This window comes from Mucilaginibacter sp. R-33, from assembly GCF_049949235.1.
GTDB lineage: Bacteria > Bacteroidota > Bacteroidia > Sphingobacteriales > Sphingobacteriaceae > Mucilaginibacter.
Map to the genome: position 1 here is coordinate 4,502,250 of NZ_CP188089.1, position 24,394 is coordinate 4,526,643.

Annotated in this window: 15 protein-coding genes and 1 pseudogene; 7 read left to right on the plus strand and 9 right to left on the minus strand. The window is 40.0% G+C overall.

Features of this window, described 5'->3' with window-relative positions; translation table 11 throughout:
• Positions 1-11: 11 nt before the first annotated feature.
• From ACP26M_RS18520 to ACP26M_RS18530, 3 genes are all read right to left on the minus strand, one after another.
• Positions 12-3,302, minus strand: coding sequence for a SusC/RagA family TonB-linked outer membrane protein (locus ACP26M_RS18520; protein WP_426582175.1), 3,291 nt, complete (start codon positions 3,300-3,302; stop codon positions 12-14).
• Between the two features lie 249 nt (positions 3,303-3,551).
• Positions 3,552-4,598, minus strand: coding sequence for a FecR family protein (locus tag ACP26M_RS18525; protein ID WP_426582177.1), 1,047 nt, complete (start codon positions 4,596-4,598; stop codon positions 3,552-3,554).
• A gap of 171 nt (positions 4,599-4,769) precedes the next feature.
• Positions 4,770-5,351, minus strand: a complete 582-nt coding sequence (locus ACP26M_RS18530) for an RNA polymerase sigma-70 factor (RefSeq protein ID WP_426582179.1) — start codon at positions 5,349-5,351, stop codon at positions 4,770-4,772.
• 655 nt (positions 5,352-6,006) lie between these two features.
• Here ACP26M_RS18530 and ACP26M_RS18535 point away from each other — a divergent pair.
• The 4 genes and pseudogenes from ACP26M_RS18535 to ACP26M_RS18550 form a co-directional block, all read left to right on the plus strand.
• Positions 6,007-7,215 carry an ATP-binding protein gene (locus ACP26M_RS18535; protein WP_426582182.1) on the plus strand — a complete coding sequence of 403 codons (1,209 nt, stop codon included), beginning with the start codon at positions 6,007-6,009 and terminating at the stop codon, positions 7,213-7,215.
• 401 nt (positions 7,216-7,616) lie between these two features.
• Positions 7,617-8,000 (plus strand): IS110 family transposase, encoded by a 384-nt coding sequence (locus tag ACP26M_RS18540; RefSeq protein WP_426582184.1) that lies wholly within the window; start codon positions 7,617-7,619, stop codon positions 7,998-8,000.
• Positions 8,001-8,194: 194 nt separating this feature from the next.
• On the plus strand, positions 8,195-8,278 hold the full coding sequence (locus ACP26M_RS18545) for a transposase (RefSeq protein ID WP_426589740.1): 84 nt from the start codon (positions 8,195-8,197) through the stop codon (positions 8,276-8,278).
• Positions 8,274-8,486: pseudogene (locus tag ACP26M_RS18550) on the plus strand (transposase); the annotation flags it as partial. The gene ACP26M_RS18545 and the pseudogene ACP26M_RS18550, both read left to right, overlap by 5 nt.
• A gap of 1,088 nt (positions 8,487-9,574) precedes the next feature.
• On the opposite strand, the gene ACP26M_RS18555 reads toward ACP26M_RS18550, so the two are convergent.
• The 6 genes from ACP26M_RS18555 to ACP26M_RS18580 all read right to left on the minus strand — a co-directional run bounded on the left by ACP26M_RS18555 (position 9,575) and on the right by ACP26M_RS18580 (position 16,881).
• On the minus strand, positions 9,575-10,870 hold the full coding sequence (locus ACP26M_RS18555; protein ID WP_426582186.1) for an HlyD family secretion protein: 1,296 nt from the start codon (positions 10,868-10,870) through the stop codon (positions 9,575-9,577).
• 10 nt (positions 10,871-10,880) lie between these two features.
• Positions 10,881-13,058, minus strand: a complete 2,178-nt coding sequence (locus tag ACP26M_RS18560) for a peptidase domain-containing ABC transporter (protein WP_426582188.1) — start codon at positions 13,056-13,058, stop codon at positions 10,881-10,883.
• Between the two features lie 68 nt (positions 13,059-13,126).
• Positions 13,127-14,629, minus strand: coding sequence for a redoxin domain-containing protein (locus tag ACP26M_RS18565; RefSeq protein WP_426582190.1), 1,503 nt, complete (start codon positions 14,627-14,629; stop codon positions 13,127-13,129).
• 143 nt (positions 14,630-14,772) lie between these two features.
• On the minus strand, positions 14,773-14,964 hold the full coding sequence (locus ACP26M_RS18570) for a hypothetical protein (RefSeq protein WP_426582192.1): 192 nt from the start codon (positions 14,962-14,964) through the stop codon (positions 14,773-14,775).
• A gap of 104 nt (positions 14,965-15,068) precedes the next feature.
• Positions 15,069-16,604 (minus strand): vitamin K epoxide reductase family protein, encoded by a 1,536-nt coding sequence (locus ACP26M_RS18575; RefSeq protein ID WP_426582194.1) that lies wholly within the window; start codon positions 16,602-16,604, stop codon positions 15,069-15,071.
• Between the two features lie 148 nt (positions 16,605-16,752).
• Complete coding sequence (locus tag ACP26M_RS18580) at positions 16,753-16,881, minus strand: hypothetical protein (RefSeq protein WP_426582196.1); 129 nt, start codon at positions 16,879-16,881, stop codon at positions 16,753-16,755.
• A gap of 763 nt (positions 16,882-17,644) precedes the next feature.
• Between ACP26M_RS18580 and ACP26M_RS18585 the strand changes: the two genes are divergently transcribed.
• The 3 genes from ACP26M_RS18585 to ACP26M_RS18595 all read left to right on the plus strand — a co-directional run bounded on the left by ACP26M_RS18585 (position 17,645) and on the right by ACP26M_RS18595 (position 24,373).
• Positions 17,645-17,863, plus strand: coding sequence for a hypothetical protein (locus tag ACP26M_RS18585; RefSeq protein ID WP_426582198.1), 219 nt, complete (start codon positions 17,645-17,647; stop codon positions 17,861-17,863).
• Positions 17,864-19,175: 1,312 nt separating this feature from the next.
• Positions 19,176-23,672 carry an IPT/TIG domain-containing protein gene (locus ACP26M_RS18590; RefSeq protein WP_426582200.1) on the plus strand — a complete coding sequence of 1,499 codons (4,497 nt, stop codon included), beginning with the start codon at positions 19,176-19,178 and terminating at the stop codon, positions 23,670-23,672.
• Positions 23,672-24,373 (plus strand): hypothetical protein, encoded by a 702-nt coding sequence (locus ACP26M_RS18595; protein WP_426582202.1) that lies wholly within the window; start codon positions 23,672-23,674, stop codon positions 24,371-24,373. Before ACP26M_RS18590 ends, ACP26M_RS18595 begins: the two co-directional genes overlap by 1 nt.
• The last annotated feature ends 21 nt before the right edge of the window (positions 24,374-24,394 follow it).

Genomic DNA, 24,394 nt, shown 5'->3' on the forward strand with positions numbered 1-24,394 from the left:
GATGTTAATGATTAAAAGCTTGCGCTTGCTCCTATTGTAAATGTCCTTGTAGTTGGATACTTGTCGCGGCCATCGTTACCGGGAGCAAGTCCGCTCCTGTCAACCTCCGGATCAATACCCTTGTACCCGGTTATCACGAACGTATTAAGCGTTGATACATAAACACGTAGCCCATGTACATATTTAGACTTAAGGTTATTAAAGGTGTAGCCAAGATTTATGTTATCAATTTTCCAGAAATCGCCGTTTTCAATATAGTAGCTGTTAAACTCAAGCGGCATGGTATTATTCAGTACCGCAGTGCCAAACACTTTGTCTTTAGCCGACTTTAAGCGATTATAGTATTGAATGGAGGTATTCTCGTAGTACATACGTTGAAAATTCAGGATCTGGTAATCAAAAGCGCCACGCATGGTTACGCTAAAATCCCAGTCTTTATACCGGATATTATTGTTCCAGCCGGCATAGTATTTAGGTAAACCATTGCCAAGTACCCGTTTATCTTCAAACGAGTGAGTGAAATCTTTATAAGCGACCGATTTGCCATTGGCATCTTCGTAAATCCACTGGCCGTCCTGCGATACCCCGGTAACTTTAAAGCCATAAAAATCGCCTATATTTTTACCTATCCTTACTATGTTGGTAAAGGTTTGGATTGGCTCGCCTGTGCCGCCTGTAGTAAAATAATCGCTGGTAGTTTTATAAATGCTGTTTGATAAACTGATGAGTTTATTAGAGTTGGTTGAGAAATTAAAGCTGGTTGTCCACTGAAAATTTGCCGAACGGATCGGTGTAATATTCACAATCGCCTCAAAACCTTTATTTTGCATCGTACCCACGTTAGCCCTTGTGCTGCTGTATAAGTTTGGAGGACTCGGTACCGCATAGTCATATAACAAGCCTTTGATTTTGCGGTCATACAAATCTACCGAACCTGTAACCACGCCTTTTAGCAAACTGAAATCCAAACCAAGGTCAGCCTCGTGCTTCTCCTCCCATTTCAAATCAGGATTTGGATTTTGTGATGGACCAAGCGTTTGGATCCATTGCCCGTTTGATAGTACATAGTTTCCGTATCCTAATAAACCAACACCCAAAAATCCCTGCCTTGGCTGGTTACCGGTAACACCGTAACCCGCACGAAATTTCAAATCATCGAAAATATGCTGGGCCTGCATAAACGGCTCTTTGGTTAAACGCCAGCCTACCTGTACTGCCGGGAATGTACCCCAGGGTTCTTTGGTTCCGTATAGTTGGCTCGCTTCTTCACGGCGTACACTGGCTAACAACAAGTACCTGTCTTTATAGTTATAAGTTGCACGACCGAAAAAGCTGATGAGGTTTGTTTGGGATCTTGAGCTACCTTCCACACCCAAACCTTTAGCAGCGGCGCGGCCAAGGCCAATGTTGTTATAACTGAAGATGTCGGTAGGAAAATCATGGTTTTGTTCAAAAAAGCCGAATGTGTCATTATCCTGGTAGCTATAGCCGCCTAAGACCGAAAAGCTATGACTACCGATAGTTCTACGGTATTCGGCTGTTAGCTCTAATAACCTGTCGACAGATTGGGTTTGACCTACACCTGCATAACCATTCAGGTGATCGCGGATATTGGAGATATGTTGCTTATTTTCTGAATAACCTGCCACCTGGTTAAAACGGGTATACGAGCCCAGTGCCGAAAGTTTAAGTCCGGTAATTGGCGTGTAGGTTATGGTTGAGTTATATTTTGAGGTTGTATTAGATGTACGGCCATCGCTGTTGTACAACATTGATACCGGGTTCTGGTAATTGAAAATGCTTGGCTGCTCAAAATAAGTACCATCGCCATTTTTTATTGGCGATGTAGGATTTTGCAATATGGCCTGGCGATAAGTATAGCCGTTGAAGGTACCACCATCCTGAGTTTGGGTAAAGCTGTTATTTTGCTGCAGTAAACCAAAGTTGATCTTTACCTTATCATCAAACATGTAGTGATTGATATCAACCCTGCCCGAAAATGTTTTATTATCCGACTTTTGGAAAATACCATTCAATGAGCGATAGTTAACCGAAGCCAGGTAATTGGTTTTGCTGGTGCCGCCACGTAAAGTTAGATTATGTACCGTGGTGATGGGCAAATTATTAGATATAGCTTTAAGCCAGTCGGTTGAACTGCCATTGTCATATGATTTATCCCTTGTACCAGCCGCGATTTGCCCACGGTAATCGGCTGCTGTAAATAGCTTAGGTTCACGGGCAAGCGTTTGGGTACTTACGTATCCGCTGTAATCAACAGCATTGGTAAAGTTCCCTGTTGCCCTTTTGGTGGTGATAATTATAACGCCGTTTGTACCGCGTACACCGTAAATAGCTGCCGCAGAGCCGTCTTTCAATACGTCGATGGTTTCAATATCTTCAGGTACTACCGTTTTTAAACTTCCCGGCACACCATCAACCAAAACCAGGGGATCTGAATTGGCACCAAATAATGTAGTGTTACCCCTTAATGCGATCTGCGAACCTGATGTAGGGTCACCGCTCGGTGCCGATACTGTTAAACCGGCTACTTTACCCTGCAAAAGCTGACCGGCATCCAATACAGGGCCTTTTACAAAGTTCTCGGCCTTAACAGTAGCTACCGAACTGGTTACATCACCTTTACGCTGGCTGCCGTAACCAATTACAATTACTTCGTTTAATGAGCTTGGTGTAGCTTTTAACTGCACGTTGATCACTGTACGCCCACCGGCCGGAATTTCCTGTGATGTAAAACCAATAAATGAGAATAAAAGGATAGCCCGTTCCGTTTCAGAATCCGGAATATTAAGGCTGTACATTCCGTTTGCATCAGTTTGCGCGCCCATGGTAGTACCTTTAAGCGCTACTGTAACACCGGGCAGGGGCTGATCATGATCATCAGTTACCTTACCCGTAATGGTTTTGGCAACCGCCAGCGATTCGTTTTCTTTATCATCGGTATTGTTTTGTTTAATTACCGAATTTGCCTTGCCTAAAACTATCTGATCACCTATAATATCAAACGTTATTCCTCTTGGGGTTAGCAATTTATCAAGCACTTCGCCAAGTTTTTCCTGTTTGGCATCAAGCGAAAGGCCCTGTTCTTTTTCAACAAGGTTCATATGATAAACAAACTTGAGGCTGGTTGCTTTTTCCAGCTGTTGGATTGCTTTAATGAGGCTTGCATTTTGAATATTATAATCAACACGCCTGTCAAGCAGGCTCTGCCCCTTGCTGGGATTAGCCAGGGAAACGCCTGTAAAAACGAGCAGGATTATAACTTGACTAAAAGTGATTCTCATAATTTTACACCAGTCAAAGTGGTTTTGTAAATAAATCTTCATACATTTAAGTGTTTCTTTTTGAAAAAATTGAGACAAAGGATTCCCGGATCACCTTGTTAAAGGCGTTGCACACCGGGGATTAAAAGTTTATAGGAGTGTCTCCAGCACTCCTATTTCCTTTTCCAGGAAAATTTGAGGATTGTTTATGTATCGGTTCTTTTATCCATATAGGTTAATTAGGGTTTTATTGGTGTTTTATATAATTGGTTATTTAGTACTTTCCAATACAAACTGGTTACCGTTAACACGATAAGTTACATTCAGCGTTTTTTTCAGGATCTCCAGTATTGTGGGAAGGTTTTCGTTGGTAAAATCAGCCTTCAGGTTATCAGTATTGATCTTATTATCGGCCGAACTGATATTTACATTAAAACTTTCATTCAACGTCCTGAAAACATCCCTTAGCGGCGTGTTATTAAATGACAGGCTCGCCTTTTTCCACATACCTATCGAAACATCTTTGATTTCCATGTTCTTTGTCAGGTTATCAGTAGGCTTATCGTACACAGCCTCCTGGTTGGGCAGCAACATTACACCATCACCAGAATCGGCAATAGCTGTCTGCGTATTATTTACCTGCGTAGTACCTTTACCGGCAACCGATACCGAAACTTTCCCGGTAACTACATCAACCTTAGTTGTTTTATCACCGCTATAGGCCCGGATGCGAAAACTTGTTCCCCATACTTTGGTTATTACGTTACCTGTGTAGATAGAGAACGGGCGCGTGTGATCTTTGGTAACTTCAAAAAATGCCTCTCCGCTTAAGGATACTTTTCGGCTTTGCTTTTCAAAGGCTTTTAAATAGGTTAAGGTTGAATTAGGGCTCACCCATACCCTGCTGCCATCTGACAAGGTGATTTGCCTGATAGTCCCGGTCGTATTGGTAAATACCAGTTGCTGATCGTTAAATGTTTTAAGCGTACTTCCCGCAGGAGATGTTCTTAGCCAAACAAAAAACACTGCTATCAGCACAGCGGCCACACCCGATAGCCAATAAGCTATCTGTTTCAGTCTGGACTTTCCAGACTGTAGCGAAACCACATTTTCATTTTCTGCAACGTCAATATTCTGTTTGATATTCTCCCACATCAGGGCCTTAAACAGGCGCTGTTCATCTTCGGATAAAACAGATATATCATCGGGCGCATGTTGATAAGAAGCATACCAGGCATGAATTGTAGCCAACTCCTGCTCATTGCAGGTGCCGGCAAAATATTTATCCAACAGTTCGGCAGGTAAATTCTTCTTCATTGAGCTTGTTTTAGGACAAGAATTATTTATGGTTTATAATAAGATGTAACCCAGGTAAGGCCCAACCCCTACTTTGATTGTTATTTTTTTCAAAAAAATTTAAGGAAGTGCGATTAAGACAAAAAAGAGAGATGTCTGAATGCCTAAACAACCTCTTGTAAAGCGGGAAAGCTATTTGCGCAGAAATAGGAAAGTAAGTAAAAGCAAGCTGTTAAGATTAACCCTTAAATATCTTAATGCTTTGGTAAGATGATTCTCGACGGTTTTTTCTGAAATACCCATCAATTGGGCTATTTCCTTATTGGTTTTGTATTGCTTGCGGCTTAGCTCAAATACATTGCGGCATTTTGGAGGTAATTGGTTTACCTCTGTTTCAACACGTTCCAACAGCTCTTTGTAGTAGTAATTCTCTTCTGTTGAATTATCAAAGCTGTTATTCACCATCAGCAGGATCTCGGCATATGAGTTTCTTACAGCCTCGGCCCTTTTATAGTTTAATACAAGATATTTGATAGAAGTAAAAAGATAGCCTTGCAATGATGTCTGGATTTTCACCTGCTCCCTGTTGATCCAAAAGCTGGTAAAAAAATCCTGTACAATTTCTTGTGCAGTTTCTCTTTCTTTCACGCGCTTATATGCGGCTGAGTAAAGCTTTAGCCAGTATCTGTTATAGATCTCTTCAAACGCATCAATATCTCCAAGCGTAAAGAGCTCTGTTAATTGAATATCCGTATGATCACTAAGCCTTTTCATTCAAGATAAATCACCTTTACCGTCATTATGCATCCGGCATTATAAGCGTTTAAATTACATTTAATTAAATGCAATAAATTTAATCAATTCAGATTACTGTTTACGTTTGCACACCCTAAGCGGATAATATTGTTAAAGGACAAATTAATTTTAGGTTATAACGGAGCCAATATACAATTAATTTATATTGAAAAAGCAAATTAATTGTATTTAAAACACTAATAAAATTAACAAGACAGCCTTTTTCGCAATTTTCTTTAATAATAAACCATAGGAGGTTGACCTGTTAATTTATGTACTGATACCTTCATCTTTGTTAAATAAGCACAAGCGATTTGGTTCTATAAGGTGGTTTATTAGGTGAGCTCTAATTGAATGAAAATACAAGGCGTTGATTTATAGCGGAAATTAATCCAGTTATTATTCCCTAACTCTCCTCCGCTCTAATTTAGAAAAAAGGCTCTCAGTGCCTCCAGAGGACTTCTCAGATTATCCTGTCCTCTTGGAAACTAAAACGACATTCTCTTTGATCTCGTAATAGTCATATAAATTCTGAATTTGGCTATCTACCGACGAGCATAATTGTATTTTGATATCGAATAAAATTGTATTTTACTAACAAACAATTTTGTATTTTTGTGTCAAATGAATTATTATGGTACTTCAATCCGCTATTAACCAGGTTATCGAAACTCAAAAAGCGAACTTGGCGCAAAAAGATCCTGGTCTGAAAAGAGATGCGCTGGCAACTTTGCCAGACCTTTCGACATTGGCATTAATTGTTTCAGGAATAAGGAGATGCGGGAAAAGTACGCTGCTCTTCCAACTACTAAAAGAGAGATATCCTAATGCATTATATCTTAATTTTGAAGATCCGCGACTTTATGAATTCGGCCCTACCGACTTTGCCAGGCTGGATGAATCCATAAAGGCCAGCGGAAGTAGTGTGCTTTTTTTTGACGAGATCCAAATTATCCCAGAATGGGAAAGATATGCGAGGCAAAAGCTGGATGAGGATTATAAATTAGTAATAACAGGCTCTAATGCCTCTTTATTAAGCCGGGAATTGGGAACCAGGTTAACCGGGCGGCACATCACAAAAGAGCTTTTCCCTTTTTCTTATCACGAATTCTGCGCCTTTAAAGATTTATCTTATGATAAATCCTCCTTATTGAGTTATTTAGAATTAGGCGGCTTTCCGGAATATTTAAAGCAAGGGATCCCTGAAATATTAAATCAATTATTCGAGGATATTTTGATCAGGGACATCGCAGTTCGCTATGGCATCAGGGATGTTAAAACGTTGCAGCGGCTGGCATTTTACCTGCTCTCTAATGTTTCAAAGTTGATCACAGGTAACAGGCTCAAGACACTGTTTGAGATCGGGTCTACCAGTACAGTTATGGAGTATTTGTCACACCTGGAGTATTCATATCTATTACAATTCGTGCCAAAATTTAGTTATTCTTTAAGAAAACAAATCGCAAACCCGAGGAAGGTTTATGCGATAGATACCGGCCTGATCAATGTTAATTCAGGTTCTTTTACAGAAGATAATGGCAGAAAGTTCGAGAATTTGGTTTACCTGCACCTGCGTCAAAAACACCGGGAGATCTATTATTTTGCTGAAAAGAATGAATGCGATTTCGTTACCACGAATAACGGCAAATTGATAGAGGCCGTTCAGGTTTGTTTCGAATTAAACCCTGATAATATCAACCGTGAGTTGGATGGTGTGGTTGAAGCGCTTACATTTTTCAATGCTGATGAAGGCTTTATCGTGACGCTTGATCAAACCGATCGCCTGGAGAAAAATGGTAAAGTTATCCATGTAGTTGCGGCCCATCAATATTTATCAAAATAATGACGTCGAAAAGCATGCATTTCGTGCACATTGCTTTTTTGCCCCCTCTATTTGGAAGGGACTATTAAAGATTTTGTTCCTTCCGCTGACGTTAAAAATACGACCTAAAGTGGGGGCTACATGTGAAAAATTATTCGATAATCTTATTTCTTCTATACACTGGTTCCTGATTGGTTAGAGGAGCAACAACGAATAAATTACTATCGTGAGATTACCTTACTCACCACTATCGCGAAGGTAGTCCAAGCCGGAATAAAATGTCAAGTATTTATGTAATAGCTTTGTTTAAAACCAAACACTAAGCTTATGCAAACACCACGGTTGTTTATCGGCATAGACGTTCATAAAAAGAGCTGGGCGGTTAGTATCAGGACCGACCTTTTCGGCACAAGACGTTCAATATGCCATCAGAGCCTGATACGCTGATTGGATACGTAAATCAGCACTTTAATAATTATCCTGTAGAATGTTGTTATGAGGCATCCTGCTGTGGGTTTATACCTTATCGGCAATTGACACAGGCTGGCTGGGACGTCAAAGTGCTTAATCCATCTGATATACCAACGAGTGCCAAGAACAAAGATCAAAAGAATGACCGGATGGATTGCAGGAGTTTAGCCAAGCAGTTACAATCAGGCCATCTTACCAGGACCTACGTGCCAGATGAGCAGCAGGAACAGCTGAGAAGCCTTTTCAGGCAGAAGAACAACATGGCCAAAGTTATGCGTAAACTTAAAAGCCAGATCAAGGGTGAGCTATTATATTATGGTATAAGTTGCCCTTGAAGTTTGATAATGCTACCTGGACCAGGGAAATGACCACATGGCTGGGTAATCTTGAATGGAAATATCCTACCGGTAACTCCAGCTTGCAAAGTAAACTTAGACATTTGAGCTTTGTGAGGCAAGAATGGCTAGATATTAACATAGAACTTCAGCGGTATATTACGATGCACTTTAAAAGCGATTTTCAATTACTAATGACCATACCTGGAATCGGACCCATCATAGCCATTGGCATACTTGCCGAACTTGGTGATATGAAAAGGGTTCCGGAAGTTTGATCAGTTAGCCAGTTTTGTGAGGCTGATACCGAGCATTTACAGCACGGGTGAAACGGTACAGGTAAGAGGACTAACTCATCGAAGTAAAACGCTGATCAGAAGTTATTTGATTGAAAGTGCCTGGGTATCTGTAAGAAGAGATGCAACAATGCAAACCTATTACCGGACCCATGTGGGGAAACAATCAAATAAGATAATCGTTAAGTAGCCCATAAGTTCTTACGAAGAATATGGCATGTAGTTAAATCAGGGGAGGGTTATAAAACCGGACATAGCGGGAGCAATAAGGAACCAGATAGCACTGCGCCTACGTGTTAGTATATGGAAAACTCTCTGAGTTTACACACATACTAACCCGACAAACAATAATAACAAGAAACCCTTTTGTGCTCGAAAGAAAAAGAGGAGACTGTATTGTATACCCTGCAACTAGTAGTTTGCAACGTCAAGTAGGCAGCACCTTTTATTACAAACCCATGATTAATACTGGCGGCTTCTTTAGGATGATCGCAAATAGGAGGATGAGAAACACGGGGTGATCTTTGGAGAAATGTCAGTGAAAACTGTCAGTGAAATGGTATTGCCTTTCTCGTAGACTTTGAGAAATAAAACGCAAATAATGCTTTAAAATAAAAAAAATCACGAAAAACCCCACTCTGGCGAGTGGGATTAAATCATTGATTTTAAGGCTCCCTAACTGGGCAGAATTCGAACCACTTTTTAGAACAAATGCGCATTCTGAACGAATTAAAGCATTTTTAATGAACTCCTTCTGTGCGTTTCTCGAACCGCACAGTTTAGGGTTCGAGTCTGCTCGGGCTGCCAACCCAATAGAAAATATTGCAGGAATGACGAGCGTTCTATAATAAAACTTGCATAAGCAATATATAATAATGAATCATCGCAAGTTGCTAATGCAAAATATTTATACGGTGTAATTATTCTCTTACACAAATGTAGTGAACAAAGTTTTTATCATCCGGACAAGTTTCGGTTACACATATAGAGCCGGTTAGACAAGCGGAAGTAGAGCTACATTCGTTAGTACAATTAGACGGAGGTTGCGCTGTTCCACCTAAAATATTTTTCATTTCAGCGCGACTGAGTTTGGCAAATTCTGGCATATCGTATTTGTTTTTTTGATTATTATCGGAATTACGCACCGACAGTTAACGGCATATTTATTTCAAAGGATATGCTCCTTTACTTTTGCGAAAAGTTTCTTTACTTTACTATTTGACAAACATTTCATATCGACTTTCACGGTTAGTTTCAGCGAGAAGGATAGGACTATTGTCATTGTGTATTTATCACCCTTATTAAATTGCGGGTAAGCCTTTGTAAAAGTGTAGCATCGTCGGTAATAATATCAGCATCGGCAATCATACCCTGCCGCAATCTTATGCTTTTTTTAATGGTTGGATTAATGGTCTCAAAGCTAACCTTGGATGAGAATACACTATCCCTGTAAGGTACCTCAGAAATATAAATTATCCGACCCTTTAGTATTCCGTATTCTTCAAACTTATAACTACGCAATTTTATTAAAACCTGCTGGCCTTGTTTAAGCTTACCCATGTTGTCCTGAGGGATACTCATATCGCCAAAATAGGTTGTATTGCTTTGATTAATATAAAAGATTTCGGTAGACGGAGATACCATTTGGTTTTGTTGAATATTGCCAGCAAATGTTATCTTACCACTTTGGGAAGCCGATAATACATATTGGTTTTTCCAATCTTCCATTTGGCTTATTAAACTGTTTAACGCCTGAGAGAATTTTGTCTTTTCCTCTATAACCTGGTTATCGAGCTCCAATATTTCCTTTTGCTTTGCCAGTAAATTTGTTTTAGCTGTTATCAGTGCTGCTTCTGATTGTATGAGCGGTGATTTTTTTGCTATGTATCTGCTTTCCTGTTGTCTTAATTCTGCCGGTGTTTCGACTTTTTGATCAGCCAGTTTACGGTGCACATTATAATCTTCTTCAGCGAGAGAAAGGTCTTGTTGCTGTAACATGCGCTCATTATTGAGTTGAACAGTTTGTTGATTTAAACTGATTATATCATCCATTAGAAAGGCGCGCTTTTTTATCAGAAAACCGCTTCGGACAGTAGCATTGTACGTAAGGAACGACTGGCTAAAGGTTTGAAAAGCTGTTTGCAATTCACCGAGTTCATCATAATGCTGCTTATTAAAAAAATCCGCAAATATCGTATTTCCCGATGTAAACTGCCGTTGATACTGTTTTAACGACACTAATAAATTAAGCACCTGTTGATGGTTTGCCGTGCTTTCCAGATACGCCAGCGGCTGGCCCGCATTAACGGTTTCGCCGTTATTTATAAGCAATTTTTGCAATCGGCCGGTAATTTTCGGAACGATGGTCTTAGCTACGTTAGGGGATGTGATGCTGAGTTTTGTTTTAACAATTTCCGGATACTTTATTAGAGCTGACAGACTCAGGATCAGCAACAAAGCAAAAAAGAAAACAGTTGTTCCCCAGCGCAGTATCCATGAAGGTATAGCAGTGATAATATCCTGCATATCATCGCTATGGCGGGTAGAGCTTTCTACTTCTGTATTAAATGGCATAAAATATTTATCAGGTGCCTAATTCAAGCTGATTTTTCACAAGTTCATAATATTTCCCCTTAATTGCGGTTAGCTGCTGATGGGAACCCTGTTCAATAATGGCGCCGTGCTCCAACAAAATAATGTTATCGGCATTACTGACCGTACTTAACCGATGGGCTACAATTACCACCGTTCGGCCAGTAAAAAAATCCCTCATATTATTCATTATAACCCGCTCGTTATTAGCATCAAGTGCGTTTGTTGCTTCGTCAAAAAAAACATACTCGGGATTTTTGTATACAGCGCGCGCGACTAAAAGCCGCTGGCGCTGCCCCTGACTTATGCCATTGCCCTCCGCGCCGATTTTCGTTTTCAAGCCAAGCGGTAAACTCTCTATCAGATCTAGGATATTTGCTACATTAATTGCGTGAGCAAGTTTAACCTTGTCAGGATATTCATCCCCTACGGCTATATTGCGTTCTATTGTATCAGAAAAAATAAAGCCATCCTGCATAACAACGCCGCAGGCGCTGCGCCAACGTTTAAAGCCGATATTATTTAATAATTGCCCACCAACCTTTAAATCTCCCGTATCAGGTTCATAAAAACGCAGCAACAATTTCAAAATTGTCGTTTTCCCGCTACCACTCATACCGACAATCGCTGTGGTCTTGCCTTGTGGAATTTCGAAGTTTAGTCCTCTAAGAACAGGTTCATTCCCGACACCAGGGTACTTAAACGTAATATCATTAAGGCTAATGCTTAAGTTTTGTGGTAAATGCTGACTGAATTCTTTTTCTACAGGTTCTTCATCCGACAATTCGTGTATTTCGTTTAACCGTTCAAGGCTGATCCTTGCATCTTGAAAGTTTTGAATAAATAGCAGGAACTGTTGTACAGGAGCGTTTAACTGCCCGATAATATATTGCACTGCCATCATGGCTCCCAGAGTAAGTTGCCCATCGATAACCGCCTTAGCGCTTAGAAGCGTGATAAGCAGGTTGGTGGATTCATTAATGAATGTGGAACCACCTTGCTGGTATTGATTCAGAGCAAGGTTTTTAACATTGAACTTGAACAAACGCGCTTGCAGGTGTTCCCATTCCCATCGTTTTTGCTGTTCGCAGTTGTTTAGTTTTATTTCCTGCATCCCACTGACCAGCTGCACTACACTGCTTTGGGTTTTGGCAGAAATCTCAAAGCTTTTGTAATTAATATCGCGTCTCCTTTTTAAGAAAGCTGCGATCCAGCCAATATATAGCGCGCTGCTGAGCAGATAGACGCCAAATATCAAGACGTTGTAATAGACCAGTACGACAGAAAAAATCAACAAATTAAATAGGGAGAACAACGTAGTAAGTGTTGATCCCGTGAGAAAACTTTCTATGCGGCGCTGATCATTCATACGTTGCATGATGTCGCCCGTCATCTTTGTATCAAAGAAACTAATAGGCAATTTCATCAGTTTGATCAGAAAATCGGTAAGAATAGATATGTTTACGCGTGTACTGATATGAAGCAGTATCCACGAGCGGATAAATTCCACGCTCACTCTGCCGACAATTAACATAGCCTGCGCAATTATAACAATGTATACGAAGTTTAGATTACGGACATTGATGCCAATATCCACTATCGATTGTGTAAGAAAAGGAGCGACAAGTTGAAGCAGGCTGCCAATTCCTAAACCGAACAAGAGCTGTACTATTAATTGTTTGTAGGCGATCAGATAACGCAATAAAAAACTCCATGTAATCGAGTTGTTTCTTTCATCTTCCTGTTCATAAAAATGCGGTGTTGGGGTAAGTAGCAGCGCGATTCCTTCGTTAACATCTTGATCAGAGACCCAGCTTTTCCGAAAATCCGACTCTGATAAAGTAACAAGGCCGCTGCCCGGATCAGCAATATAATAACGACCGTGCTTTATTAGGTAGAGTATTACAAAATGATTTTGCCGCCAATGGAGTATACAAGGCATTTCCGCTTCTTTAAGATCTGTTAAATTCAGCTTGGCTCCAAGCGACCGGAAGCCGATCTTTTCTGCGGCGTCACTTATCCCTAAAAGAGAAACCCCTTCCCGATTGATTTCGCAAAGTTGACGTAAAGTTTGTATCTTAAAATTACGTCCAAAGTGTTTTGCAACCATGCGTAAACATGTAGGGCCGCAGTCCATTTGGTCGGGCTGCTTATAAAATTGGAAAGCCATAAGTTTGAAATAAGGTAGGCTATACTGTTACTACAACGTGTGCTATGTATCGATTCTTCCACTCAGTTTCACAATAGTGACCTGATCATCAATTCCAAGCTTCGTTGGTTTTTTTGATCGATAGTAAAGTTTTTAAAAGCAATCTTTCCTTGTTTATCAATAAGAAAATTCGTGGGCTCGCTTTTTACTCCGAAGTTTTTTAAAGCAAAGTCGGCGCTACCACGTAATGGAATAAATGAAAACTTGGAATTTTTTAAAAACGGAAGAACATAAGGGTCCTGATCAGGGTAGACGTTTATACCGAGATAAGCAATATCTGTATTATTTAACTTATTGATTACGGATTGAAAATAAGGAAACTCGGCTCTACACGGCCCACAAGCTGGAAACCAAAATGTTATCAAAACTACTTTACCCTTGAGCGAATTCAGATCGAGGCTGTCCCTGCCAGTATAAAGTCCCAATTTAAATGGAGATGCCAGAGAAGCAGTTTTGGCTATAGCAGTTTTAATGTCATCGTTAACTTGTCGATCAGACTTTCCTAATTTTTTGCCAAAATTCTCTATCGCGTTATTCATGCTATCAGTGGGAAGTTTTGCCGCCTTTTCAATTAAACTATCATATGCGGTTTTGACATCGCCCGCTTTCTCCTGTAGCGATGCTTTTTTCAACGTTATAAATTCATCTATGTAATTAAACCGGGGAAGAATCAGCTCATCAAATTCGATAACTGCGGCCTTGTAATTTTTCTGCTTTTCAAGTTCCTTAATTTTGATTAGCTGTAAAGCGGCTTGTTTCCTAAGTTGCCAGTCTTTATTGTCGCCCATGGTATTGATGAGGATCAACGCTTTTTCAGGATCGGTTTGTAAATAGGCATCCGCCAATGATGTCATACCGTATGTAGTCCATTTGTATTCTTTTGGCGGGTATGATTTTCGTAATTTTTCAAAATAATCAATTTTCTCGTTGAGATCCGTTGCATCTTCTCCCAACCAATAGAGAACCTGTGCTCCCTGAGAATCGGTCGGAAAACGATTTATAAATTCGATGGCTTTCTTTCTATAGACATCCTGATCTACATCTTTGAAAGTAGTTAAATAATAGTAAGCGTAGGCAGCGTTTGAAGGCTCAACAGATGTAGCTTTCAATAAATATTTAGATTGCAAAGTGGATTCACCTCTATTGAAAGCGTCGGCCGACAGCATATACCATATTTGCGCGTTGTTCGGAGCGAGTTTCGCAGCCCTTAATAAAAATTCTTTTGCCTGAGACATTTCCGCCTTGTAATATGCGGTACCCAACGATAAAGGGATACTCAGCTTTTGAGGATATTTACTGATCCAGCCACGATATTGACTTAACAAGAGAGGGTTATTCAACCCCATTTTATAAATATAGTCCTGGTGGGCATTAATACTATCCATATTTTGGTTAACAACAGACAATGCTTTTTCGATTTCGATGGCAGAGACAGGGCCCTTTCGCACAGGAATTTGAGCAAAAAGGTTCCCGGACCATATGGTCGACAAAATTGTTAAAACATGAATTAGATATATTATTTTATTCTTCATCTTTGCCTAGGGTTATCTCCGCTGCCAGCAAAATGGGAGCTTATTAGGTTTGAGCAAAACATGCACTGTCGTGAAATTTAAAAGCAATCCGCGACTACGAATTATCGCGAATTGCTTATTTACATCAAATATATATGGCGCAATTATTTAGCCACACATATGTTATGAGTATAGTTTTTATCATCTGGACAGCTCTCACTAACGCAATCATATCCTGTTGAGCATGTGCCGGCGGTGCCGCCGCAATCGTTAGTGCAACTGGTAGGTGGTGGTGGAGCTGTTCCTCCCAATACATTTTTCATCTCAGCACGGCTGAGTTTGGCAAATTTTGACATGTGAAATAAATTTGTTAGGTATTATTGTTGGATTAACGTACCAACAGTTGACGGCATACGTTCTCAAAGGGTAGGCTCCTTTACTTTCGCGAAAAGTTTCTTTGCTATTGTTGTGCTAACAAATATTTTATATCCCTTAGACGGTAATTTTCCGGCAGTACGTGTCCATTTATAAGAAAAGCTGGCGTTGCTTTAATTTCAGCAGTAGAGCACCATTTTTTTTGATTATCCAGTTGGGCAAAATCGCGGTTATTTAACTTAACCGGATATAGTTGCGCCCAGTCGTCATAGTTCTTTTGCTTTTGTTCATACCAGTCGTGCAACGCTTTTTTCACTAAAGTTTTATCCTCCAATTGATTTAATGCCATAAAGTGGCGCACTACGGGTGTTTTATAATCCTCGTCAGTGTTATTAGCAGTAAACAGGATCCGAACCTGGATATCAAAATCCTTGGTTAGCCATTCATCAATTATTTTGTGGGCCAAGCTACAGGGCGGGCAATATGGGTTGCTTACCATAGTTATTATAGTGCTGGCCTCAACGTTACCCAGAACAATACTCCAGTCAGGGCTGGGCATAGCATATTTGGGTTTGACTTTTAATAAGTTCTTAAAAACGTCAGTATTGTATTTAAAGCTTCGTAATTGATCTTCAATCAAATCAACTTGCTGACTTTTCAATAGCACCGGTTTTATTAGTAGCCATCCGATTGCCGGGATAACCATACAAATCAGCATAATCAACAGATTATCATTGGTTGGCAATTTGAATTGGAATTCAAAAATTGTTGCGAATGAACCAAACTCGAACCATAGCAAAATTTGAATTGCACAACAGAAAAGACACCATTGTTTCGCAACCTTCGCCTGATAATAAATTGAATAAACAGTATATGGGAGACTTGCAAAATTTAACAGGGCGAGAATTTGTCGCGTTGATATATCTTTACCAATTATCAAAGTCGTAAGCCATGTGCCGGCAAAGTAGAAAAAACCTATATCACTCCAACTAAGCCCATTAAAAGCGTTGGCTGCCTTTGATGATAGAATGGCATTACAATTTGTTTTACCGACACCGCAAAGTGTTTGAACCAATGGATTATTATGATCTACGCTTTGGACCAACAGTAAGATAGACACTGCTAAACCTACAGTTTTTAAAAACAACTGGGTGATAAATTGCCATGGAGAAGGATCGTTGCCGATCAGTATCCCACCCGCGCAAAGTAACAAAATAGCGAATGCTAATATTACCGGGTTCCGGATTTGATCGAAATGAAAATAGTTAGATTTAGCGGCAGTTTTGTTTTCCATGATTTTGATATCTTCGGGCACAAGGATTACACCGGCAAATGCATCTTTAAATTGAGATAGCGACAATACCTCTGGCTTCCGGCTATTCCCCACTAATTCGGCTTCTTTTTCATCCACCCGTGCAACAATTAAAAATTCCTGTCCCCTTTTTTTCGTATTTACAATGAACGGGGACGGAATTTCTGTAAGATGCTCAGGGGGAATCCGATAAGCGTTTGTATTCAAACCGTAATTATTCAACACGTCGTTTATGGCGAGTAAGTTTGGAAAATCAGGGTGCTGTCGTAATTCTTCAACAACAGCCTCCGAAGTTACTTTAGCCCCCATTCTTCTTAGAAACTCAATAGTGATTATTTCGGAGTTAGTGTAACGTGACTTAGATATCATAAATGGCTTAGGGTATAGTTATTAAACTAGCGCCTTTCAACAAGCGCGAGTAATTTTTAATATATAAAACTTTAAATTCATACATAATCTACTGCGCTATTCCATCCTTCTGAACACGGATAGTAGTAAATATAAATTTTGATAAAATGTCCATTTTCAGCAATATGCCCTTGTTAAGTAAGCCAGGCATAGGCGCATTGATATTTTCATTCGTCACCAGGTAAATATGTATATGTACAATTTCTATAATATAAATTAATATAACAAGCGGTCATAAAAATAATATTCGCCTCATTTTTAGTATATTATATCCAAAATGCTTTTCATTTTTAAAAAAATGAATAAAATAAACCTCTTTTTAAAGATGAAAAGAATTAAAATTAAAAAAAGCGTTTTAAAAGATGCACTGGTTACTTTTTTTTAAGTATTATAAATTATCAAGAAAAAAATTACGGAAATAAAAGATAAATATCATCAGTTACGCAAAAGGGCAATTTATACAAAATAATTTCTCGTTTTTCTATCTGAATTTTAGGTTAAAACCACTTTAATCATGCAATAACGAAAGTTACAGCAAACCAAACAATCATTATCCATGAAGCTAACTCCTCTTCACAAAAAAATAACTTGAATTACCGATCAATAAAAAGAAATAAATTTCAAGTACCGTTATTATATTTATAACTAAGTTTTAAGCGCCATGAACCGGGTTAGCCTTCGTTTTATTCATTTTTAGCAGTAATTACCACGATCACCATTATCATTTTAATAGTTGCTGAGCATTACCACGATTTCCTACCACTCGGGGATTATTATAATATCGCCAGTATTATCCAAGGCACAGTCGGGGTAACGGTTAGTTTTGAGGGTGCTTTAGTAGCAATTAGACTAGCCCAACTCGGTACTGCTATTGTCGAAAAAGAGAAAAGCGCGAGGATGGAAAAACATTATACGAGGTTATAGATAGCGCTTTAAAACCGATGAAAAACTTAACCAATAGCTTTCTACCACTCTTTGATACGGCGATAAACTATAGCCAGGTGCTTGTTGAACAAGCTAAAGGGATAACCTCAGTTAAAGAAGCTGATTTAAACCGATTAAAACAAGACATTTTGGACAATTTAGATGGCATTGCAGAAGCAGTAAAGCAAGTCGCCGAAAGTCAGGTCGCCCATTCACTTTGGTTATTTCCAAGCTAAAAAAAGATCTACTTTAAATAAGTTTGTCGGGCAAGGTTCCATAATGGACATTGTAGCCGACAGCCAAAGGTATTTTGCCCTATGTTAAATTCACATTCTTTGCATTGGATTTATCACGAAGCGATTTAAATAATACAAAATCCAAGGGTGCCGTCTGGTTACCCTTCACAAAATTCTTAGTTAAGAGATAGCAAATTTACCGGATGGAGTATGATAAGTAGCTATTCTGAGATACCGCGCAATGGCAGGAACATTTAATAACCCAGTAGGTTTCCCCTTTGTCCTCCCAAAAACATAGATTGGTAAAAGGCAGGTTTATCAATACTCTACCCGCCGCCAACACGATCCACAATTATGAAAGTGCCCTTTGAATTGGGACTGCGGCCTAACAAGGAGGAGAAATCGACTAAACACTTCATCATATACCTATTAGATGGTTATCATTAGCTGCAAAACCATTAGGAAGAAATAAGGTTGGTCGTAACCAAAATGGGGGTTATGTATGCAAATTTTATGCAAATAAAAAAACCACTTTGGCGAATGGTATTAAATCATTGATTTTCCGCACACTAAGACTGTGCTCGAACCAACGACCCTCTGATTGACAGTTAAAAAAATTCTTTTGCGCTGATTTAACCCCGGCTGATAACAGTTATTTATTACAAGCATAATTCCTGAATTACTTTTTTGATTTGAGCTAAACATTCTATCCTTATTCAGGATTTGCGCCACGTAAAAAGGCAAAAAATGGTAAGTCACCCGGTGAGTCATTTTTTTTATTTAGTTAATTTACTGATAATAAATAATATACATGGAAATGTTCGAATCCCTCCCTCTCCGCAAAATAAAACCGAACCCAAAAGTTCGGTTTTTTGTTTTGATATTTATTTGAAAATTTATTTTTTAGGTTTTTAAATAAAAACATCTGGGTTCAAATCCACCATACTACAAATCCCTTAGTCAATAAAAACAAGGTGGGTTCCTATCGCAGCTTTTACTTGTACAAAATTGCCATTTCGAACAGGAAATAATTATTCAGTATAAAAACCACTGTTCTTTTTCAGCATAAGTGTCAAATTCAAGAGCATTCAGCAAAACCAAGCCGGGCAGCGGTATTATAGTAATAGCATCATCTCTTTACAAAAATAGGATATTGAAAAAAGTCAATCTATACTGGATATAATGTGTATATTTATTGTCGCTATCCTTATCATAAATTTTAATGATTTCCTCTTTTTCTGTTTGCTTAAAATACCATTGGCAACATACAAGTAGCCCTAATATCTATAGGTATATCTTTTTAATATGCCTGTTGCTATCCTTTACGAAGCCCGCATTTTCCCAGTTTAAACAGCTACATGTTGAAGCTAATGAAAACAGCCATATACATCGCGTAGATTTTTACGCCGGTGCCGAAGGTTATATCGCTTTTTCTAAAATGCTTGGTTTTACTGCGGATAGCGGCAAAACAATTACTTATAAGCCCATTACCAACACCAATGTTAATTTTAACGGCTACACGGTTAACCTTACATTTGGTTTTGAACTGAGCGGTGTAAAAGCTTTCGACCGGAACAGAGTTTTGATTTATGGTAACTATGGGTTGGTACCTGCTATTCTTTATTCAACTAATGGTGGTAGTACCTATAAAGTGGTATTTCATTCGCAGTTTAGCCAAATTCCCGATTCCTATATCACCGACATGGCTTTCGCTGCAAACAACCTTACGGGATATGCGGTTGACAAACACCGTATCTTAAAAACGACTGACGGCGGGCTTACCTGGGTAGTGAGCTTTACCCAGGAAAATTTCAATTTCACTAATTTACAAGTGTTAAGCGAAACCGTTGTACAGGCCTACCGTGCCAATTTGGGGGGCTTTGCTCCGCGCTACGCCACGGTTGACGGCGGTAGCAACTGGACCCTCAATGCAATAATTAACCACGGCGTTAGCTGTATGTATTTTGTAAATAATAATAATGTTTGGGCAAACACCGATGATGGAAGGCTTTTGATCTCGGCCAACAGCGGCAATACCTGGGCCCAGCAAAACGATGAAGTGTTGGCACCTGTCAAATTCTCAAAAATGATAGTAGTGAACGATAGCACCGCGTATGCTATCCAAAACGTAGGTTTTGATGTATTTAAAACAACCAATAAAGGTAAAATATGGGAGCGCCTGTATCGCGATAACAGTTACAGTTATTTTAATTATTCACTTAATGACATCCAGATAAAAGGTAATGCAATTTGGGTTGGCGGTGGCCACGGGTATCTTGCACTAAGTGGTAATAGCGGCGGAACGGTGGTACCGAGGGCGTATTTTACCATGGATGAAACAGGTGCCACCAGCACTGGCATAATTAAGTTAAATAATTATAGTAAAACGGGCAACACCTATAAATGGTTAGTAAATGGTAAGGTTATAGCAAACACATATAATGCCTCTTATACTATTGATCTTTATGGCCCTAATGATACCTTGAAGTTGGTTGTAGGCAATAAGCTATATACCGATACCTTAATCAAAGTAACCACCTTTAGCCAGGCTGTAAAAATAACCGATATACAGCCGCTTGCCGCGGCCTCCGGCCAAAGTGTTAGTATTTATGGCGAGCATTTTGTTAATGTCACAAGCGTAACATTTGGTGGTGTGCCGGCTGCATCTGTAACGGCAAGTTCCAACGGCTATATCACAGTGGTTGTTGGCAAAGGTGCAAGCGGCGATGTAAAAGTAAGCACTAAAAAAGCAAGTTCAACTTTTGCCGGCTTTACATATATCCCTCCGCCAAATATCTTATCATTTTTGCCGGCCAATGCTGTTAAAAACGATACCGTAACCATTAAAGGCACCGGCTTTGATTGGGCCAATAAGGTGTTCTTTAATAATATTGAAGCAAAGTTCAGATTAGTATCTAAATCAGAAATCCGGGCTGTTGTACCATACGGTAATGCTACCGGCAATATTATAGTGAAAAGTGATTTCAACGGAGCCGATACAACAGCCACCGTCTTTAAACTCAAACCAGTCATTAAATCGCTGAATAATAAAGATGGTTGCTATAATTCGACTGTTGTGATATCAGGCATCGGTTTTTTTGATGTTAAAAGTGTTACCCTGGATGGTAACGCTGTATTAAGTTTTAATGTATCCAATTCCTACTGGAACGATGACGAGATCTCGATACAACTGGGAGAAGGAAATAAGGAGGGCAAATTGGTTATAACCATGAAGAATGGCCTTACTGTTGCTTATAACGGTTTTAAATATCATTTTACACCACTTATTACATCATTTGCCCCGGCAACTGGAAGCCCCGGTACCCTGGTTACCATCACCGGTAATAATTTCAGTACAGTAGCTGCAGAAAATTTTGTGTATTTCGGCGCAGTAAAGGCCCGGGTTGTTACGGCCACAGCCAACTCATTACAGGTTAAGGTGCCTATAGGTGCTACCTACTCATCGCTTACCGTCGCAACAGCCTATGCAACAAGCACTTCTACAAGATACTTTACACCTACCTTTAACGGTGGAGGGGATTTAAGCGAAGATTTATTCGGCGCTCCTACTAATACTTGGGCCGGCAACAACGCCCGGTCGTTTGTTGTTGTTGATTACAACAACGATGGCAAGCCCGATATATCAGTTTCTGCATATGGTGACGCAGGTAATTTAAACTACTTTGTAGATAACAAAAGTACTCCGGGCAATATTAGCATTCAACGTGTACAAAGTGTTTACATTTCGGGCGGTTCGGATAGTTACCGGAATGGATCGTCGCACCTGGCAGTGGCCGATTGGGATCTGGATGGTGATCTTGACGTAATATTGGCGGGTTTAAACAACCAGAAACCTACCTATATCAAATCAACCTATAACCCAACTAACTTTTACGGCAGCGCGAGTGTGGTAAAAACAGTTTCGGGGTGGGAAGCCGACTTTTTTTATGATGACAGGTTTGCCCCAACAGGTATAGCGGTTTCAGACATGGATGGCGATGGGCAGTCAGATTACCTGGTTTCAGGTTCGTTTCCGCAGCAGCCATTTTTACCCAACGTTACCTTAGCTGATATAGACGGAGATGGAAAAACCGACATATTAGTGCACCTTGCCGATACCCTTGGGGTTTATCGTAATATCAGCACCAAAGGCAGTGCCACTTATGCACCGAGGGTAGATTTTTTAGCTGGTGGTACAATTAACGGTATCACAGTTGGTGATTTTGATAATAACGGAAAAACCGATGTTGCCATGACCATGAAAAGTACGCCGGGCATAGCGGTGTGGAAAAACAGCAGCACTCCTGGCAACATTGCTTTAGTTAAAGCAACCTCAATGAGCACGTCGGCCGTACCATCAGCTATTGTTGCTGCCGATATTAATGGGGATGGTAAGGTGGATATAGGCGTATCCAACGATGGCAAAGTATTGCTTTATCAAAACAAGAGTGGTGTATCCATTAACTTCGGCACACCTGTAACTATAAACCTAAGTGCGCCTATGGACCTTGCATTTGCCGATCTTGACGGCGATGCCAAACCTGAGATAATAGGGCTGGATGGTACAGGGGGCGAACCTGGCATTAACATTATGCGTAACCTAACCGGTGTTCCGCAAATAACCTCGTTTAGTCCCGATGGTGGACCGGCCGGCACTACCGTTGAAATAAGGGGAACCGATTTTACAGGTACCACAAGCCTTACCATAGGTGGTACGCCGGTACGCTCGTTCAAAGTAAATTCAAGAACGAGTATAACCGCTGTAGCAGGTGAAGGTAGCAAGGGCTATATCGCACTTGATGGCCCATCCGGTCCGGGCACGTCATTATCGGTATTTCATTTTTTGACTAAGCCTGCTGTTTACGTAAATAGTTATATCACCACCGAGGCCGCCGTTAATCTTGGCGATTCGGTTTTTATGAGTGTTTATCCCTATGACGAGAAATTTAAGGTGCAATGGTATAAAGACGGTAAGGCGATAATCAAGGCAACAAGTCCGGGCCTTTCGGTGAAGAATACCGGCAACTATACTGCCAGTATGTTTTATGGCAATGATATAGTAACATCAGATCCGGTGCGGCTACGTGTGATATTATCGTTACCGGTTGATAATTTCAGACTGTCGGCTACAAGTGTAACCTGTAAAGGCAGCAATAACGGCAGCATTGCTATTCATGCCAACATAGCTATCAATTATACGGCCACGATAAGCGGGGGAACTAACCGAACGATTAAGTTTAAATCAGACACCCGGTTTGACGACCTGCCTCCGGGCAATTACTACGTTTGTATTACCGTAGATGATTATCCCGAATATCAGCAGTGCTTTAACATTTTGGTTAACGAGCCTAAAGACCTTTGGGCTTATACCACTGTAAACAAAACCAACAATACCGTTAGCCTTGAACTGGCTGGAGCCGATGTTTATAATATAACCGTTAATAATAAACTATACACCGTAGGGGGTAATACTACACTGCCCCTTGATAATGGTGTTAATAAAATTGCAATAAGCACCGATAAACTTTGTCAGGGTATAATTGAAAAGCTGATCGATTTGGCCGATAATATTGTTCTTTACCCAAATCCGGTGCATGATGTGCTGAATGTTAACCTTGGTAGCCGCACAGCCACAAACGCGTCAATAAGTATTACCGGCATAAATGGCGGCAGGGTGCTTTACAGTAAAGAAATAGCTAACCCTTATGGCGTACTACAGGTAAACATAGCCGATTTTCAACTTGGTGTTTACCTTTTGCGGTTAAAGCTGGATAATAAAGAAAATGTTTACAAGATAATAAAGCAGTAATGAAAATAAAGTGGTTATTATTGGCTCTTTTGATAGTGACAGCAGGTTGCGGCAAAAAAAGTGACAACCCAATCGTTAAACCTGATGATAAGCCGGCTGGCCCATTGCTGATTACTCCGGCACCAAACGAGATCTGTACCAGCGGCACCATATTATCTGATACTACCGCTGCTATAACATTTAAGTGGGGAGCCGTTAGCAACGTTAGCAGCTACCGGTTTTATGTACAGGATTTATTTCATGAATCCGGGATTATGAAAATCTTAAATACCAATTCGTTTACTATAACACTGAAACGAAACAAACCTTATAGCTGGACTGTTGTGGCAGTGAACAAAATAGGCGAAGGGCAAAGCGAAGAGCGAAGGTTTTACCTGGCCGGCAAAGGGGTAACTACTTACGCGCCTTTCCCGGCCCAACTGCTAAGCCCATACCAGGGCGAAAGCCTGGTAACATCGTTTCCTACTGTAACAGTATCCTGGAAGGGAAGCTCTGTATCCAATAATATTGTGGATTTTGATCTTTACTTCGGTAATGTTAATGATCCACCCCTGTTTAAGAGCGATTTGCCTTTCAATGCCAATATTGTTTATTATCCTGTGCCCGTAGAAAACGGAAAAACCTATTTCTGGCGCGTTGTAACTAAAGACGCCAATGGAAATACATCCACATCTCCCCTGTTCCAGTTCAACAACAGGTAATAGTTTAGTTATTTGTTTGGT

Coding starts and splice junctions, on each gene's coding strand:
- ACP26M_RS18570 (WP_426582192.1), bottom strand. CDS start 14,964: ATGTCAAAATTTGCCAAACTCAGCCGTGCTGAGATGAAAAATGTATTG.
- ACP26M_RS18560 (WP_426582188.1), bottom strand. CDS start 13,058: ATGGCTTTCCAATTTTATAAGCAGCCCGACCAAATGGACTGCGGCCCT.
- ACP26M_RS18585 (WP_426582198.1), top strand. CDS start 17,645: ATGAAAAACTTAACCAATAGCTTTCTACCACTCTTTGATACGGCGATA.
- ACP26M_RS18520 (WP_426582175.1), bottom strand. CDS start 3,302: ATGAGAATCACTTTTAGTCAAGTTATAATCCTGCTCGTTTTTACAGGC.
- ACP26M_RS18530 (WP_426582179.1), bottom strand. CDS start 5,351: ATGAAAAGGCTTAGTGATCATACGGATATTCAATTAACAGAGCTCTTT.
- ACP26M_RS18575 (WP_426582194.1), bottom strand. CDS start 16,604: ATGGGGGCTAAAGTAACTTCGGAGGCTGTTGTTGAAGAATTACGACAG.
- ACP26M_RS18545 (WP_426589740.1), top strand. CDS start 8,195: ATGACCATACCTGGAATCGGACCCATCATAGCCATTGGCATACTTGCC.
- ACP26M_RS18540 (WP_426582184.1), top strand. CDS start 7,617: ATGCCATCAGAGCCTGATACGCTGATTGGATACGTAAATCAGCACTTT.
- ACP26M_RS18555 (WP_426582186.1), bottom strand. CDS start 10,870: ATGCCATTTAATACAGAAGTAGAAAGCTCTACCCGCCATAGCGATGAT.
- ACP26M_RS18535 (WP_426582182.1), top strand. CDS start 6,007: ATGGTACTTCAATCCGCTATTAACCAGGTTATCGAAACTCAAAAAGCG.
- ACP26M_RS18525 (WP_426582177.1), bottom strand. CDS start 4,598: ATGAAGAAGAATTTACCTGCCGAACTGTTGGATAAATATTTTGCCGGC.
- ACP26M_RS18595 (WP_426582202.1), top strand. CDS start 23,672: ATGAAAATAAAGTGGTTATTATTGGCTCTTTTGATAGTGACAGCAGGT.
- ACP26M_RS18565 (WP_426582190.1), bottom strand. CDS start 14,629: ATGAAGAATAAAATAATATATCTAATTCATGTTTTAACAATTTTGTCG.